This is a genomic window from Candidatus Hikarchaeum yamanae, from assembly GCF_009889665.1.
Taxonomy (GTDB): domain Archaea; phylum Halobacteriota; class Halobacteria; order Halobacteriales; family Hikarchaeaceae; genus Hikarchaeum; species Hikarchaeum yamanae.
Genome location: NZ_WTZR01000002.1, coordinates 22,758 through 38,891, shown reverse-complemented (window position 1 = coordinate 38,891; position 16,134 = coordinate 22,758). Strand labels below are relative to the sequence as shown.

14 protein-coding genes and 1 tRNA gene are annotated in these 16,134 nt (G+C 42.4%); 11 read left to right on the top strand and 4 right to left on the bottom strand.

The features are described 5' to 3' along the window. Nucleotides 1-29: 29 nt before the first annotated feature. A complete protein-coding gene (locus tag ACM9H2_RS01240; protein ID WP_415487373.1) occupies nt 30-1,268 on the bottom strand; it encodes an ABC transporter substrate-binding protein in 1,239 nt (412 codons plus the stop codon). 163 nt (nt 1,269-1,431) lie between these two features. On the opposite strand from ACM9H2_RS01240, the gene ACM9H2_RS01235 reads away from it, so the two are divergent. The 3 genes from ACM9H2_RS01235 to ACM9H2_RS01225 all read left to right on the top strand — a co-directional run bounded on the left by ACM9H2_RS01235 (nt 1,432) and on the right by ACM9H2_RS01225 (nt 4,479). Further along, nucleotides 1,432-2,784, top strand: coding sequence for a DEAD/DEAH box helicase (locus ACM9H2_RS01235; protein WP_415487371.1), 1,353 nt, complete (start codon nt 1,432-1,434; stop codon nt 2,782-2,784). Further along, nucleotides 2,781-3,995, top strand: a complete 1,215-nt coding sequence (locus ACM9H2_RS01230) for a hypothetical protein (RefSeq protein ID WP_415487369.1) — start codon at nt 2,781-2,783, stop codon at nt 3,993-3,995. The genes ACM9H2_RS01235 and ACM9H2_RS01230 overlap by 4 nt, the downstream gene beginning before the upstream one ends. 301 nt (nt 3,996-4,296) lie before the next feature. Beyond that, a complete protein-coding gene (locus tag ACM9H2_RS01225; protein ID WP_415487367.1) occupies nt 4,297-4,479 on the top strand; it encodes a hypothetical protein in 183 nt (60 codons plus the stop codon). An 8-nt stretch (nt 4,480-4,487) separates the two neighbouring features. Here ACM9H2_RS01225 and ACM9H2_RS01220 read toward each other — a convergent pair. The 3 genes from ACM9H2_RS01220 to aroA form a co-directional block, all read right to left on the bottom strand. Further along, a tRNA-Ser gene (locus tag ACM9H2_RS01220) sits at nt 4,488-4,570 on the bottom strand. A gap of 49 nt (nt 4,571-4,619) precedes the next feature. Beyond that, nucleotides 4,620-5,777 (bottom strand): chorismate synthase, encoded by a 1,158-nt coding sequence (aroC, locus tag ACM9H2_RS01215; RefSeq protein WP_415487365.1) that lies wholly within the window; start codon nt 5,775-5,777, stop codon nt 4,620-4,622. A gap of 2 nt (nt 5,778-5,779) precedes the next feature. Beyond that, nucleotides 5,780-7,066: a 3-phosphoshikimate 1-carboxyvinyltransferase gene (gene aroA, locus ACM9H2_RS01210; protein ID WP_415487363.1), complete on the bottom strand. Its 1,287-nt coding sequence runs from the start codon at nt 7,064-7,066 to the stop codon at nt 5,780-5,782. A 96-nt stretch (nt 7,067-7,162) separates the two neighbouring features. Here aroA and ACM9H2_RS01205 point away from each other — a divergent pair, with 96 nt between their 5' ends. The 8 genes from ACM9H2_RS01205 to ACM9H2_RS01170 all read left to right on the top strand — a co-directional run bounded on the left by ACM9H2_RS01205 (nt 7,163) and on the right by ACM9H2_RS01170 (nt 16,134). After that, entirely contained in the window at nt 7,163-8,335 is a 1,173-nt protein-coding gene (locus ACM9H2_RS01205; protein ID WP_415487361.1) for a M24 family metallopeptidase, read from the top strand. 94 nt (nt 8,336-8,429) lie between these two features. Then, nucleotides 8,430-8,924, top strand: coding sequence for a YeeE/YedE family protein (locus tag ACM9H2_RS01200; RefSeq protein ID WP_415487359.1), 495 nt, complete (start codon nt 8,430-8,432; stop codon nt 8,922-8,924). Then, nucleotides 8,921-9,349: a DUF6691 family protein gene (locus tag ACM9H2_RS01195; RefSeq protein ID WP_415487357.1), complete on the top strand. Its 429-nt coding sequence runs from the start codon at nt 8,921-8,923 to the stop codon at nt 9,347-9,349. The genes ACM9H2_RS01200 and ACM9H2_RS01195 overlap by 4 nt, the downstream gene beginning before the upstream one ends. Before the next feature lie 113 nt (nt 9,350-9,462). Next, on the top strand, nt 9,463-10,188 hold the full coding sequence (locus ACM9H2_RS01190; protein WP_415487355.1) for a prephenate dehydrogenase/arogenate dehydrogenase family protein: 726 nt from the start codon (nt 9,463-9,465) through the stop codon (nt 10,186-10,188). Nucleotides 10,189-10,225: 37 nt separating this feature from the next. Continuing rightward, nucleotides 10,226-11,653: a small ribosomal subunit Rsm22 family protein gene (locus ACM9H2_RS01185; protein ID WP_415487353.1), complete on the top strand. Its 1,428-nt coding sequence runs from the start codon at nt 10,226-10,228 to the stop codon at nt 11,651-11,653. 47 nt (nt 11,654-11,700) lie between these two features. Then, a complete protein-coding gene (locus ACM9H2_RS01180) occupies nt 11,701-12,756 on the top strand; it encodes a M20 family metallopeptidase (protein ID WP_415487351.1) in 1,056 nt (351 codons plus the stop codon). Then, entirely contained in the window at nt 12,757-14,238 is a 1,482-nt protein-coding gene (locus ACM9H2_RS01175) for a carboxypeptidase M32 (RefSeq protein WP_415487349.1), read from the top strand. Between the two features lie 102 nt (nt 14,239-14,340). After that, nucleotides 14,341-16,134, top strand: a complete 1,794-nt coding sequence (locus ACM9H2_RS01170; RefSeq protein ID WP_415487347.1) for a UvrD-helicase domain-containing protein — start codon at nt 14,341-14,343, stop codon at nt 16,132-16,134.

The window sequence follows — 16,134 nt, the reverse complement described above, 5'->3', positions numbered from 1 at the left end:
TATAAGAAGAGAAATAAAAAATGAGCGGATTATCCGCTGTAGTCGATTGTACTGATGGTTTCTATTCCGCTACTACCCCACTTGAAGTATTCGTAGGATGCAGCTCCGAGATCACCATTGTCGTCGAAGTCGACTGCACTGGAAGCGCCTTGATAGTCTATATCTTTGCCTGAAGCTGCCATTACGACACCATCGGCGAGAGTTTCAGGTGTTACGACCTCACCACCAGGGTTGGCTATTTTTCTCATTTGTGCGGCAATGGCAACACCGTCGTTGGAACCGGCTGCTGCGTTGGCCAGGATAAGTGCTGCTGCTGCGTCGTATGCATATCCACAGTAACTGACAGAAGGTTTAGCACCAAATGCAGCTTCGAACTCGGTGTCGAAGAAAGCCTTTCCAGGTCCTGCAGGCATTGGAGAGGTACCAGTAACATTAGCTAGATCGTTTCCAACTTTTCCAGGAAGCTCAGCATCATATAGACCGTCTGTGACTAGAATATCTACACTAGAATCGTGATCTGCGTAGAAGTCACGGAGTATCTGTACACCACTTTCTGGATATCCAATGATCAAGAGGGCGTCGGGACCTCCAGCTAAGGCTTTTTGCAATTGTGCAACATACGATGGTTGCTGTTTCTCGAAAGAAACTTGTTCCTGGACAGTTCCACCGTTTGCTTCGAATGCGGCTACAAACCCATCACTGAGAAGAGTGCCGTAATCGTTGTTTAGGAACAATGTGGACGCGGTCGAATCTCCTAGAGTATCTTTAATTACATCTGCCAATACGAGGGATTGGAGTGCATCGGTTGGAGGAGTCCTAAAGACCAAATCGTTGTCAGCCATGGTGGTGATGGCAGGAGAGGTACTTGCTGCAGAACATACGGCTACCCCATTAGGGATACATACAGTTTCTGCTGCTGCAATAGTAACACTGGAGGATAGAGCCCCGCAAATCATGGGGTAACCAGCATTGACTAAAGCTTCTGCTCCGCTTACACCTTGGGTGGGATCGGTTCCTGTGTCTTCGAACTGAGTGGTAACTGAGAAACCATTTCCAGCGTCATTTACGTGTTTTACTGCGAGTTCTGCGCCTTGTACAATAGGTGGCCCTAGTGCTGCAAGGCCACCAGTGACTCCCATAAGGAGTCCTAATTTTATATCTCGTCCTTGCGGTGCCCCTCCGGGGAGGCCGGCACACCCAGCAAGGGTTGTGAGTCCGACGGCGCCCATGCCCTTGAGCATAGTCCGTCGATTGATAATATGTGTCATAGTAGACCAGCAGTTATTTTCTTTTAAGGGATAATAAGAATTTCTCTCGTTGAGGGGATACATCGTCCTTTAAATCAGGATCATAACGGACATAAGTATGCAGATGCCTTCAATGTAGTATATAGTGGTTTATTTTTCCGATTTTGACATCTCCCCGAACTTGGTGCAGGCCCTCGAAAAACAAGGTCTAACAAAACCATTTGAAGTTCAGGTAGAAACAGTTCCAGAGGCCATATTGGGCAGGGATATTTGTTGTAGGGCACCTACAGGATCTGGAAAAACCCTCGCATTTGGACTCCCTCTGTTGGAACGTTCGAAAAAAGCCAAATCTAGACGTCCAACATCTTTAATTCTAACACCTACAAGAGAATTGGCAGAACAAATTCAAAACGTTCTCAATCCTTTGGCAAAATCGGTCGGAAGAAATGTCATCTCCATATATGGAGGGACATCATATCAACCCCAACTTCGTGGATTAAAAAATGGTGTTGACATAGTAGTAGCATGTCCGGGTCGTCTTCTGGATTTGCTCGATAGAAATTCTCTTTCACTTGAGCATGTAGACGTTGTTGTAGTTGACGAGGCAGACCGCATGGCGGACATGGGATTCATAAAGCCGGTTCGAAGTATTCTAGATAAATGTTCTAAAAAGTGCCAAACGATTCTGTTCAGTGCGACTCTGGATAATGAAGTATCAGAAATAGTTAGGTTGTATCAAAAAAATCCAGTTAATATTCGTGTGGGTCCCGAAGACATAAGCATCGATAGTATGCGACATCTCTTTTGGACCATGAAAAATCATGGGAAGCCAACCATTGCAGTAGAAGTCATAAATAAATGTGGCAGGTCTATGCTTTTTTGCAGGACTAGGGCGGGCGTGGATAGGCTTGGGAAAAAAATGTATGAAGCAGGGATAAGTAACTCCACTTTGCATGGAGGACTGAATCAAGGGCAACGTGATAGGTCCATGAAAGAATTTAGTAGTGGGAAATCTCTAGCGTTGATTTGCACTGACGTTGCTGCTAGAGGAATAGATATCGAAGGTGTAAACTGTGTCATTCATTATGACCCTCCTGAAAATGGAAAAGCTTACAAACACCGTAGTGGTCGGACCGCTAGGGCAGGGTCAGAAGGACTTGTAATATCATTTGCTCAAAAATCTCAGCAAAAATTATATGCCCAAATACAAAAAGAAGTAGGCATTGACTATCGCTTTGTATCTCCAAATATAGGGTCCGTTCCTCAACTTGATTTTGAACCAGGAGAACTTAATAAAAAGGGAAATTCAAACAAAGGTCGTAGGCCAAGGCGCCGAGGGAGAGGTGGTCCTCCAAAGAAAGGTAGAGGTGGTCCTCCAAAGAAAGGTAGAGGTGGTCCTCCAAAGAAAGGTAGAGGTGGTCCTCCAAAGAAAGGTAGAGGTGGTCCTCCAAAGAAAGGTAGAGGTGGTCCTCCAAAGAAAGGTAGAGGTGGTCCTCCAAAGAAAGGTAGAGGTCAAAGGAGAAATCGTCGACGATGAGTGGAAAATTGTATCCCCTACATACAGAAGGTCCGGATTTAATATTTGGATTCTCAACGATTTATTTCGGATTGCTTGCCATTGCCTCCGTCCTTGTTTTCTTAGTATACAAACGGCGTGGGACATTACCAAAAATAGGCGAACCATATTATGAAATATTCGTTCTTGCTTTAGGACTATGGTGGTTGGGTGGCCTTCTAATCGATGCGTTTGCACATATTTCAGGGGTGGTCGATGATACGTTTTTCACCCCATGGCATGCCATATGGTACGCGGGTGCTACTGCATATGGCGCATATATGTTTTATGCTATTTTTCCAGAAGAAGGGCTTTGGGGCCTTGTGAGAAACCCCTTGAAGACCCTTCGAGATATATCGCCAGAGCATAGGCCGGGGGTTTATGGAATCCTTCTATTTGGTCTGTCGGGTTTTGGTGACATGATCTGGCATGAAACGCTTGGTGTTGAAACGAGCGTTGACATTCTCCTTTCCCCCGCCCATATTGGTCTTTTTATCGGACTCATGATGGCAGTTACAGCGCCGATGTGGTCGGCTTGGGCTAACAAAGAAAGCGGCAGAGATGGGTTGAAGTCTCAAATATTGATCGTCTTTGGACTTGGTGCAGCATGGGTCGGTACGGTGCTTATTACCATTTATGCAAACATTTGGTTTGACCCTCTGCAGACATTCTGTTATGATGGAGGAGGGATGTATTGTTTGAATGACACTTACGATGTTGCGTTGAGCCAGGGAATGCGGGCTTTGTTGGTTCAAGCTTTCGTGAGTTCAGTTGTTGTCTTATTGTTCATTCGCCGGTGGATGCCTGCTCGGGGGAGCCTATTTATTCTCTTCATATTCCCCGCAATTGGTATGTGGGTCTACAGTGAATTCAATAATGCACTATTGTTCATGTGTATTGCATGGGCAATGGTAGTGGAACTTAGCCTACCAATCCTCCAAAGAGGTTGGAAACGTTTGTTTGTACCATTGGTTACTACAAGTCAAGTGAGTGTGGTTATGATTTCGTGGTGGTGGCGTTCTGAGGAGTGGGCAAGTAGCATGTATTGGATAGAAGGCACTAACTTGCATATGTTGCCGTTTGGTTGGACTATTCATGCTACATTTGGTGCGTTGGTCATGTGTGCGTTTATTGGTTGGATAATGAGTGTTGTCGCGTTCCCACCCACTATTCCAAGTATAGATGATGAATAAATCGTTTTAATTCAATGATAAGAAAGGAGAATAGTGGTTTATTGAATTAGCTATCTATAGTAATCGTCGTAAAGAATGGCATTGATAAAAAATACAGAGACTTACAGAAAGAACTCAAGAAAAAAGATAAAAAGATGAAAGCAAAAGACAAAAAAATAGCGAATTTGGCCCTAAAAGGCCCCAAGAAAAAGAGGTGAATAATGGCTTCAGATATTGACAAAAAAATGAAGAAACTGAATAAAGATATTGACAAAAAAATGAAGAAACTGAATAAAGATATTGACAAAAAAATGAAAGGGTTATGAGTGAGCCAATCACACCCGAACAGGCAATCATTGCATTGGTTGCGGTCATCGCGACTATGACTTACACGGGTCTGGAACTGTTTGGTATTCAGTTTTCCCAGCTCGTTGGGACTATATCGATAGTGGGATTACTCATACTTTATGCAATCTTCCGTTTTTATCCTGATTGGACGAAATAAAAGGTATGCGGTGAGAGAGGGATTCGAACCCCCGAGGCCGTTGGCCACCAGTTTTCAAGACTGGCGCATTAGTCCGCTCTGCCATCTCACCCAGTATGAATAAAGTAAGTAACAGACTTATTCCTTTTCGGATTGTGAATTTACTCGTTTTGAGGATTCGCAGGGTGATAATCGGTGTCGTAAACCCCGGGTTTTCCATCAATCCGATCGGGGTTTATACGTCCGCCAAGTAGCATGAAATCGAGGACGATTAGGTTGAGTAACGACTCCACTACAGGGACCCCTCGTGGCGGAAGGACTGGATCGTGCCTGCCTATTACTTGGATTTCTTTCTCTTCATTGGTTGCCCAATCAACAGTCTGTTGTTTTTTCACGATAGAAGTTGGAGCATGGAAGGTAACTTCTCCAAAAATAACTTCCCCTGTTGTGATTCCTCCCTGAATGCCCCCATGATTATTGCTGGTAGGGACTACAGACCCGTCATTGTCAAAGGTGAAGGGGTCGTTTCGTTCGAACCCAGTGTATTCCCGGGCAGAACGTCCTAGGCCAAATTCGAAGGCTGTTGTTGCAGGGAGAGATAACATGGCGTGTCCAAGTCTTGCTTCAAATGAATCGAAACGTGGTGCGCCCAATCCACGGGGAACACCATGGGCTTCAAAATAGACAGACCCCCCAATAGAGTCACCTTCTTTTTGATATTTTGTAATCAATGCTTCCATTTTTTTTGCAGTAGAGGGGTGGCCACATCGAACAGGATTGTTCTCGGAATTACTAACCATGTCTTCAAATGTTATATCAGGGGCTCTTAAATCGCCTATTTGGTTCACATGTGCTTTGATTTGTACATCGTAAATGGAATCTTCGAGTACTTTTTTAGCCACTGCACCAGCTGCGACCCAATTGGCAGTTTCCCGAGCGCTCGATCGGCCTCCTCCAGCCCAACTCCTTGTCCCAAATTTTGCTGAGTAGGTAAAATCACCATGACTAGGGCGAGGAGCGGTGACAAATGGTTCGTACTTATTGGATTTTGCATCTTTATTGTATATGACCATTCCAATAGGTGCCCCAGTTGTGTAGCCACCTTCTAACCCAGATAAAAGGGAAACTTGGTCGGGCTCATCCCTACTAGTAGTAACCATAGATTGTCCAGGTCGCCTCCTGTCCAAGTCATGTTGGATATAGCTGTCATCTATTTTAACTCCGGCAGGGCAGCCAGAGATAGTACATCCAATTCCAGGTCCATGACTCTCTCCAAAAGTAGTAATTTGAAATAATTTTCCGAATTGATTTCCATTCATAGTTACTGATCACCTTTTATTTCAGCCCCTAAGCTCTTCAACACTTGGAAAAATTCAGGATAAGAAACTGCCACATGTTCTGCTCCTGAAATTTGAATAGCTCCAGAGGATATGAGACCTAAAATCGAAAGGGACATCACGATTCGATGGTCCCCTCTTCCATTAAGTTTTGCACCAATGAGAGGCGAATTTGATCCATAAATGGTTAATTTATCAGACTGTTCTTTGGTTTTTACACCTAACTTCTGTAGTTCTTCACTCATTGCAGAAACGCGGTCAGTCTCCTTATACCGAACATGAGAGCAATTTACAATGGTTGTTTTCCCAGTTGCGGTGGCGCCTAATATGGCAATTGTGGGGAGAAGGTCGGGAGTATTTCCAACATCGATAGTAGCACCAGAGAGAGTGGATTTAGTTACGGTGATGGTTTCTTTTGAGAGGTCCCAATGAATATCTGCACCCATATTTGAGAGAATGTCGACGATTGCAGCATCTCCCTGAGAGGTTGGTTGTGCCCCAGTTACTACAACTCCATTGTCAGATGCTAGCGCTCCTGCTGCAAGTAGATATGACATTGAAGAGAAATCACCAGGGACTTTGTAAACGGGATTGTGTGAAGAATAGGATTGACCCCCTGGGACACGGTAGCCATTTTCAGTTGCATGGGTTTCGATTCCAAAGGATTGGAGGATTTCGATGGTTATGTCAACGTAAGGTTTTGACTTTAGTTCGGAAGTGATAGTTATATCAATACCGGCCTCCGTGACACCCCCTGCCATCAATAGTGAAGTTATAAATTGAGATGAAATATTCCCAGGAACTGAAACAGATCCTCCTTTTATTGGGCCTTTGATGGCGAGAGGGGCACTCCCATTGTTTTCAATACTAGTTGCCTCACCACCAAGTTGTATAATGGCATCGAGTAACTCACCTTGTGGCCTCGAACTAAGAGACTCGTCACCAATGAGTGTAGTTGTCCCGTCAACTAAAGCTGCAGTGGCTATTAAAAGTCGCATAGTAGTCCCACTGTTTGCGCAATCAATTACATCAGATGGGAGAGAGGGATGGTCGTGGAACCCTGTAATCGATAATCCATCGTCTTCGGTGATGGTACTACCTAGAGCTTCTATTGCTCGGATGGTTGCCCGGGTATCGGCACTTAGAAGTGGATTTTCTATCTTGGTGGAGAGAGAATGTCCTGCTGCCAATATCGCCCGATGTGTGTAGCTCTTAGAGGGCGGTGCCATTACGCATCCTTCGATGGAAGAGGGGCGAATGGTTATGTCCATGGGTTTGGTTAGATGCCGTACTATTTAGCGAATGTGCAAATGATAGCGAATAGACCCATAGAATTTGCTTTAAACTTCCGAGGTAAAGAAAAGAATATGGTACAGTATTCGGAGTTGGATTCTTTTTTACAAGATGGAGATTATGATGGATATTTGGTTGATGCTTCGTCCGAAGATGCTAATCAAAAATATATATCGGGTTTTGATGCCCCGGATCCGTTTATTACACTGTATACTACTAACGGGATCCGAATGCTTGTATCCGGACTAGAATATGGACGTGCTTGTAAACAGAGTCGATCAGGTATAATTAAACGGCTGTCAGAATATAAATTTGAGGAGCTAGTGGCAGAAAGAGGATCCATTGATGCTCGGATGCAAGTTATTGCTGAGTTTATTTTAGAGGAAAGAGAGAGTAGTAAATTGGTTGTTCCAGGGAATTTTCCTTTGGAGACTGCGGATGGGTTGAGATTAAAAGGAATTGAGATTGAAATAGATTCGAGTAGGGAATTATCGAAAATTAGATCCTGTAAGAATGAGGAAGAAATTGAACAGATTAGGCGGGTACAAGAAGCTACAGAGGAGGCAATGCATATTGCAGAAAAAATGATATCAGAGGCGAATATTAGAAATGGAATATTACACAAAAATGGAGAGATATTGACATCAGAGATAGTTAAAAGTGAGATTGAACTTGCCTTAATGAAAAGGGGATGTGATGCAGGAGATACCATCGTTGCTAGTGGTGGACAAGGGGCAGATCCACATCATTCGGGGGAGGGACCACTTATTGCAAATGTTCCAATAATAGTTGATATTTTTCCACAAGACAAGATTAGTGGATATCATGCAGATATGACTCGTACGTGGGTTAAAGGAACGCCATCGTCTGAAGTTTTGAGGAGATATGCTGCTACAGTAAAAGCGATGGAAACTGCCATCGAGATGATCCGGCCGGGTATCACAGGGAATGAAATTCACAATGTTGTGTGTGACATATATGAAGAGGAAGGATACGAAACATTGAGGTCAAATCCAGCTACTGATACGGGATTTATCCACTCTACAGGGCATGGAGTTGGGCTAGACATCCATGAATTTCCTAGGATTAACTCGGAGCATGTGGTTTTGCAAACAGGAAATGTAATTACAGTGGAACCTGGACTATACGACCCAATTGAGGGGGGAATTCGCGTCGAAGATTTGATTTTAGTAACAAAAAGCGGATATGAAAATTTGACTAGATATCCAAAGAAAATTTTGGCATAAATATGCTCAAATGTACAAGAAAGAATCGAAAAATCATTTAGGAAATTTTTGCCTATTTCGAATGAGTTAATAGACTCATTGTGAAAGGTATATTATGGTTTTAATTCAAATTGCGGATTTGGTTGTAACTGTATTTCCTAATGGGGTGTCGCATTATCTCATAGGAGGGATAGTAATAGGGGCTAGCGTAGTTTTTATGTACTTTACGACAGGGCAAATAGTAGGTGCTAGTACAGCACTAGAGACAACGGTCTCGTATTACTCTAAATTAAAGTGGTTTCAGCAAGAGGAATTCATTTCGTCGAGGGATTGGAGAGCGGTGTTTACTATTGGATTAATAGTAGGTGCCGCAGGCTACACCTTGGTTTCGGGTGCAGAGCTATGGGTAACAGAAGTCCAATGGTGGCGATTATTGATTGGGGGGTTATTCATTGGTATAGGGGCTAGATTGGGTAAAGGATGTACTTCGGGGCACGGCATATGTGGGCTTGCATCGTTCTCTCCTGCATCACTAGTTAATGTGGTGATATTCTTAGGAGTTGCAATAATTGTAGCACATTTAACAGAACTTTTAGGAGTAGTCCCATGAGTCGTGCGGGACAAATTCTTGTTGCGGCATTCGTGGGGGGAATAATATTTGGGATAGGACTTACTATTAGTCAGATGACACATCCAGAAGTTGTTTTAGACTTTCTCCAGCTAGACGATTTGGGACTGCTACTAGTGATGGGAGGAGGAGCAACTGTTGCTGCCATTGGGATTCAGATGGGAGCAAGAACTGGAAAATCGGCCCCACTCACGGGTAAAAAATATGGGCTAAGAGTCAGAGATTTGGACAGTGATGTGATAATAGGAGGGGTAATATTTGGAATAGGATGGGGTGTTGCTGGGGTTTGTCCAGGCCCAGCTTTTGCTAGTTTGGGAATAGGAAATTACGTCATAATATGGTCCGTTGTAGGAATGATCATAGGGGCCCACATCCATGGTTTTATAAAAGAATCCAGAGCCAATTAACTAGAATGATCTATACTATTTTGTTAAAGAAGAGGTAGTGTGTTTTAAGCAGACAGGTAGGGGATAATCGATGAGCGAATCTATTTTACGGTTCGCAAGTCTATGCGAAGGTAATGAAACTATTAATTGTGGGTTCGGGTTCAATGGGACGCTGGTTTGCATCATCTGTAGATGCAGAGGTCACATTTGTGGATATAAAAGCCGAGATGGCCCAAGGAGCTGCAGAGGATATAGGGGGAAAAGTAGCAGATTTGGATACAGAAGAATTGTTCGATGTTGTTTGCATTGCGGTGCCAATACCTTATGTGACTGAAGCTATTTCGACTTATGCTAAAAATGCAACTGGAGTTATGTGCGACATCACAGGGGTGATGAAAACCCCAATAGATGCTATGAAAGTGTATGCGAGTGACATAGGGAGAGTCAGTTTACACCCTTTGTTTGGCCCGGGGAATTACCCAGGCAGAATTGCCCTGGTGATAGGCGAGACAGGACCATTAGCGGAACAGATATTCAATGATCTTGAGAAGGCAGGGAATACACTGTTTATTACGACTGCAGAGGAGCATGACGAAGTGATGAAAACAGTACAAGGAATGACCCATGCTGCCATTCTTTCTTTTGCATTAGCAGCGAAAGAGGTTCCTGAAGAATTTGGAACTCCAATATTTGACGTCTTGGTCGAATTGGTAAAAGAGATGACAAATGGCAATGCCCAGGTATATTCAGATATTCAAGAAGTATTCGGAGGAGCTAAAGAAATCGTAGAAGCTGCAAATAGAATTTCGAATTCGGATTGGGAAGAATTCAGTCGACTATATGAAGAGGCCAGTAAGTAATGTGGTTGGACAAGATGAGTAAGTAAAAGGACTGTTTATGGATTTGAAAGGAAGTCGGGAAATCTTATCAAATGTTAGATACTTACAAAATATCCGTCCAATTGATCCTGAAGAAATTGAAGAGTATATATCAGGGTCAGTGGGGGTAGATTTGATCAGATCGGAGATTAGGGATAACGCATTCCAACTAGGCTTGGTAGAAAGGTTTGATGGGAAGTTTACTCCAGTTTCTGAGGATCCCATTGACCCTCGGGTGGTTGAGGTTCTGAAAATACCAGAAAAGTATTCTGCGCGACTGGAAGATATTTTGAGAGAGAAATATGGAAAGGAATGGCAATTGGGGGAATCGGGAGAGATAATTAGAGAGAGGATTAGGGGGATAAAAAAAGACTACTATGAAGGCAGAGGAGTAGAATATGATGAGGAAAATGCACTAGCATATGCTGCATATCATTTTCCAGGGTACTATGTGGCGATTCAGCATATATTAAATAAAATTTCAGAGGGAGGGTTGTTAAAAAGGAAATTGAGAATACTCGATGTTGGCGCAGGTATTGGGGGGCCTGCATTGGGAATTTCAGACTACATACCCGAAAATGCACTTGTGGAGTACAATGCAGTAGAACCGAGTCAAGCGGCAGATATTTTGCAAATATTAATGGAAGAAAGAGGGGCCAATGTACACTTAAATATTCACCGAGAGACGGCAGAAAAATTTGAGCCAAGTGGTGTTTATGACATCGTATTATTTGCCAACGTTATTAGTGAATTGGAAAACCCCATTTCGGTGGTTAATAAGTATAGTAAATTTGTATCAAAGACGGGTGCGATGATACTCGTTGCTCCTGCTGATAAAAATACGGCAATTGAATTGAGGGAGGTAGAAAGGGCAATTTCATCGAATATGAATATATATGTCCCAGCGATTAGCTTGTGGTCAGGTCAAGTTCCTTGTAGTGAGTGCTGGTCCTTTGAGGTAATGCCAGATATAGAGATTCCCTCTTTTCAAGAGAAAATTGACCGGGGTGGTCAAAGGAAAGGGGAGTTTGTAAATATAGACGTCCAAGTTGCATATAGCATACTAAGATGGGATTCTCAGACTTTATTTCGGCATCCTGGGGACATTTCTAGATGTGTCAAATTATCAGATATAGGAACCCGAATTGGAAAAAGAGTAGACATTATCGTGGTGAAACTGAGTCAGGATTTAAGCGAGGGACAAAATTCATTGTTTCTTGTAGGGGACGGGTCGGAAAAAATAGATAATTATATTGTGATTGTGAAAGAAACGCCGCAAAATCGGGTTATGGCAGAGGCAGAATATGGAAGAATTGTTTTGATTAGAGACGTCCTCGTTTTGTGGAATGAGGATGAGACGTCGTATAATCTTATTGTGGACAAAGAAACGACGGTTCAGCAAGGATTGAAAGGAAGTGGAAGAGATGAAAGTAGTGACACCAACTGAATTGAAGATGGGTAGTTCTAATTCTTTGCGGGTGTAAATGTAATTACATGACCATCATAGACTTAGCAAAGGAACTAATCTCAGTTCCAAGTCACGAGGGTGAAGAAGAAGTAGGTAAATTGATTGAAAAGTGGCTCAAAGAAGAAACGGATGCGGAAGTCTTACGCGATGGAATGGGAAATATTATTGCTCGGAGGGGGTCGGGGGAGGAATTAGCATTTATCGGACACCATGATGTAGTTCCCCCTAGTTTTGATCAGATGGAGGGTCATCGGTGTAAAGTTTTTGAAAAAGATGGTCGGCTTTATGGGAGAGGGTCGGCAGATATGAAAGGGGCACTTGCTTCAATGATGCATTCGTTTAGAGATGCAAATGCAGAAATGGAATTGGTGTTTGCAAGTTTTGTTGGGGAAGAGATAGGAGGGGTGGGTGCTCAATATGCTATTTCAAAAGGGTTTAATCCTAAATTTGTAGTGGTAGGAGAGGGGTCAATGGGATATTCGAAGGAGGGAGTTGTAGATATAGCTATTGCCCATAGGGGACGTCGGGAAAGTCAAATAACAATATTGGGAGAAGCTGCGCATGCGTCCCAACCGAATGAGGAGAGAAATGCCATATATCTGGCAGGGGAGGTAATCCAAGAAATATTGAAAATACCTACTAAAGAAATTAATATCGAAGGGAAAGATCTGAAAAGCTCAGTGACAGTGACAGTGATGGAGGGGGGAACTGCGGCGAATATCAACCCAGATAAATGTACTCTAATAATTGATGAGAGAACTATCCCAGGTGAAAGTGGTGCGATTCAAGTGGACGGCGAAATTGAATGGGAGATAAAGCATGAAATTCCTCCGTTTAAATGCCAAGATATGTCTTTTGCCCACCGAGTACGTGAAGTGGCGAATGGAGTGACTAAGGGATCAGAATTAATCGCGAAACCTCATACTACAGACGCGGGTTGGTTTTCTGAGAAAGGATGCATTGGTGTTGTGTGCGGACCGGCAGAAAGGGGGCAAGCTCATACATCAGAAGAGAGTGTAGATATAAGGGCGCTAGAAGATTGTTCAGAGATATATCGGAAGATAGCAGAGGTGAAGAGATAGATGGGAACTTACGAAGAATTTAACCAATATGTAGAACGAATAGAAAATCTCAACGAAGTGATGGGTGTTTTGCATTGGGATCAGGAAGTGATGATGCCAGAGGGAGGAATAAATGCAAGAGCCATGCAATTTTCAGTGTTGTCCACCATGCGGCATGAATTAATAGTAGACAATAAATTGAGTGGGCTAATAGAAGAGATGTCAAAGTACGGAGGAGAAGAGGAGAGGTCGATACATAGAGAAATTAAAAGAATGCATGAACGTGCTATGTTGATTCCGACGGAACTGATAAAAGAATTGTCTCAACTCACAACACGGTCGTTTCCTATGTGGGTAGAGGCAAAAAGAAAATCAGATTTCAAACATTTTGAGGGGATGTTGCAATTGCTAATTGAGAAAAAATGCGAGATGGCAAATTGCATAGATAGTAATGCGGACCCTTATAATGTTCTTGTTCAAGATTATGAACCATATTTAAGTCTATCTTCTATTGAGGAAATACTAGTAAACTTGAAGGAGTCTCTAGTCCCATTAATTAAAAAAATACGGGAGGAGGGGGAAGATATAAAAGAGACATTGGAGGGTAATTTCGATTTGCAAAATCAAAAATTTCTTTCGGAAGATGTGCTCAATTTATTAGGGTATGATTGGTCCAGAGGGAGGTTAGATATGTCCCCACACCCATTTTCAATGGGGAATGTTTTTGATTCGAGAATAACGACAAGATTTGAAGGGGAAAATTTTGTAGATGGGTTGTTGAGCACAATCCATGAATTTGGACATGCGTTGTACACCCTATCATTGCCAAGTGAGCATTATGGCACCCCATTGTGCGGAGATATGGGGATGATAATACACGAATCTCAATCGAGGTTTTGGGAGAACCATATTGGGAAATCACTTGCGTTCTGGGAGGAGATATTGCCAACTGTCAGGTCACGTTTTCCAAAGATGGAATTTGGAAGTCCAGAGAGGGTATACAAAATGGTCAATAGGGTTAAACTAGATAATCCAATTCGGGTTAATGCGGACGAATTGACCTACCACTTACATATAATAATTAGGTATGAGATAGAGAGTGCACTGATAAGGGGAGAATTGCAAGTTTCAGAAATCCCAGCTGTTTGGAATGAAAAAATGGAGAAATATTTAGGAATAACACCAGAAAATGATTCGGTGGGGTGTCTTCAGGATATACATTGGAGTCATGGGTCTTTTGGGTATTTCCCCACATATTCAGTGGGTAGTATTTTGGCAGCCCAGATTAGTCACCATATAGAGCAAGAGGTAGGAGACATAGGCGAATTGATTCGGAGTGGTGACTATCAATATTTGAAGAATTGGTTGGGAGAAAATATCCACAAGCATGGGGGGAAATACACTACGCCAGAATTGATTAAAAAGGCGGTAGGAGAAGATATTAAAATAGATTATTTTGTAGGATATATCAATAGAAAATACGCAGAAATATATGAGATATAAGAAGGATGGGAAAATGATTCATATCTATAGCCATCGGAGAGTTATGACGCAGAGTCACTTCGAACGGTATTTATGCCTTAGTGAACTGTTATGTTGTGATTAATGAAAGAATCAAATGGACCAAACCTAATACGTCTTTTTGGAGGTCCAGGGAGTGGGAAGACGACAGCCTTGTTAAATGAGGTCGAAGGGCTCCTTGATTCGGGGATTGATGTAAAAGATCTTCTTCTAGTTTCATATACGCGGGCTGCAGCGACAGAATTGAGAGAAAGGCTAGGATCTCGACTTGAAATAGAACCAGAATCTCTTCGCGGGAATGTGAGTACAATGCACGCAAAAGCATACGAGCTTTTGAAATTATCTCGGAAAAGCGTTGTTAGTGATTCTGATAGGAAGGGTTTCTGTTCAGATAGGGGGTTGGAATATGAAGAAGATTACAAAAGTGGAGGGAGGAGAACAACATTATCCACTGCGTTGGGAAATAAAGTTTTAGAAACTAGTCAATGGATCCAACGTACAAATAAAAGCGTGGACGATTGGTTCGATGTTCCATTTACGTGGGATGTTGAGAAAGTACGGTATCCTCCTGATTTGGATCCACGGGCACAATCGGGGAATAAATACACCCCGACCTGGTCATCGGGAGATAATCGATTGAGTATTCCAGATTTGATTGAACAATGGAGAGAATATAAATTGGAAAATAAAATTGTTGGTTTTGCAGATATGTTAGAGATGGTTCACGAGCGTGAACTAATACCACGAGTTTCTAATTTGGTTGTCGATGAGTTTCAGGATATTACAAAATTGCAATATGGGATATATTCTCAATGGAAACCTCAAATGGATAACGTGATCATAGCAGGAGATGATGATCAGGTGGTTTATGCCTGGCAAGGCGCAGATCCGGGATTGCTACTTAACGAGAAAATTGGATCGGACAGAATATTGGATAATTCGTATCGGCTTCCATCAAATATACTTGAGATCGTTGGGCAAGTGATTGGACATGTGGAAGTTAGGCAAAATAAAAATTTGAAACCTAGGACAGAAGGGGGAGACATAGAGTTTCTTCCAGACCCATCTGTTTTGGACTTAGTACGAAGAATCAAAATGGATGTGGAATCGGACAAAGGAACATTGATGGTATTATTCCGTGCTAGGTATCAAATGTTTGAATTCATGGAAGAATTTGTGAAAATTGGGATTCCATTCTCCATGATGACTGATGGAAATATGTGGACAGAAAAACTCACAAAATATGTTGAGGCGGTTGAATGTTACAAATCCGGTGAGAATTTGTCAGGGAGTCAGGTGTATTTATTAGCAGACATATTGGTGGATTCTTCGTTTGGTGCACGGAAAAGAGAGGAACTATTTGATGCAGTACATAATGCTCTGAAAAAGAAAAATACAAAGGACAAAAACCAGGTTGAATTTTCCGCAGAATTTATACGAAAACAAATTCCGTTTATGCCGAGCCCAGATGTTGCGTCTGAAATGATTCGAAAAGTGAGTAATTATCAAAAACGTTGTGTTAAGTCTTACTTTGAAGGGGAATATCAAGACATTGAGCATGATCGTGTGAGAATAGGAACTATCCATTCGTCGAAGGGTAGAGAAGCAGATTATGTGTATGTTGCCACCGATTTGACGGAAAAGGTTGTTGAGCATATGTCTTCAGAAGTAACAGGAGGGATAGAATATGATCCGACTTCAAAAATTGTTCCGATTCTTACAGACAGTGAGCGGAGGGTATTTTATGTGGGTATGAGTCGAGCTAGAGAGGGATTGATAGTAATGGAAAATTTAATTAAAAGTGCACCGACGTTGCCTGTAGAAGTTCTTCTTAATAACGAATATACAGGGAAATCAATTGAAGATCTTGGGTATTAA

Excerpts from the sequence above, each read along its gene's own strand:
- ACM9H2_RS01240 (WP_415487373.1), bottom strand. The coding sequence starts at position 1,268 with ATGACACATATTATCAATCGACGGACTATGCTCAAGGGCATGGGCGCC.
- ACM9H2_RS01230 (WP_415487369.1), top strand. The coding sequence starts at position 2,781 with ATGAGTGGAAAATTGTATCCCCTACATACAGAAGGTCCGGATTTAATA.
- ACM9H2_RS01225 (WP_415487367.1), top strand. The coding sequence starts at position 4,297 with ATGAGTGAGCCAATCACACCCGAACAGGCAATCATTGCATTGGTTGCG.
- aroC (WP_415487365.1), bottom strand. The coding sequence starts at position 5,777 with ATGAATGGAAATCAATTCGGAAAATTATTTCAAATTACTACTTTTGGA.
- aroA (WP_415487363.1), bottom strand. The coding sequence starts at position 7,066 with ATGGACATAACCATTCGCCCCTCTTCCATCGAAGGATGCGTAATGGCA.
- ACM9H2_RS01205 (WP_415487361.1), top strand. The coding sequence starts at position 7,163 with ATGGTACAGTATTCGGAGTTGGATTCTTTTTTACAAGATGGAGATTAT.
- ACM9H2_RS01200 (WP_415487359.1), top strand. The coding sequence starts at position 8,430 with ATGGTTTTAATTCAAATTGCGGATTTGGTTGTAACTGTATTTCCTAAT.
- ACM9H2_RS01195 (WP_415487357.1), top strand. The coding sequence starts at position 8,921 with ATGAGTCGTGCGGGACAAATTCTTGTTGCGGCATTCGTGGGGGGAATA.
- ACM9H2_RS01190 (WP_415487355.1), top strand. The coding sequence starts at position 9,463 with ATGAAACTATTAATTGTGGGTTCGGGTTCAATGGGACGCTGGTTTGCA.
- ACM9H2_RS01185 (WP_415487353.1), top strand. The coding sequence starts at position 10,226 with ATGGATTTGAAAGGAAGTCGGGAAATCTTATCAAATGTTAGATACTTA.
- ACM9H2_RS01180 (WP_415487351.1), top strand. The coding sequence starts at position 11,701 with ATGACCATCATAGACTTAGCAAAGGAACTAATCTCAGTTCCAAGTCAC.
- ACM9H2_RS01175 (WP_415487349.1), top strand. The coding sequence starts at position 12,757 with ATGGGAACTTACGAAGAATTTAACCAATATGTAGAACGAATAGAAAAT.
- ACM9H2_RS01170 (WP_415487347.1), top strand. The coding sequence starts at position 14,341 with ATGAAAGAATCAAATGGACCAAACCTAATACGTCTTTTTGGAGGTCCA.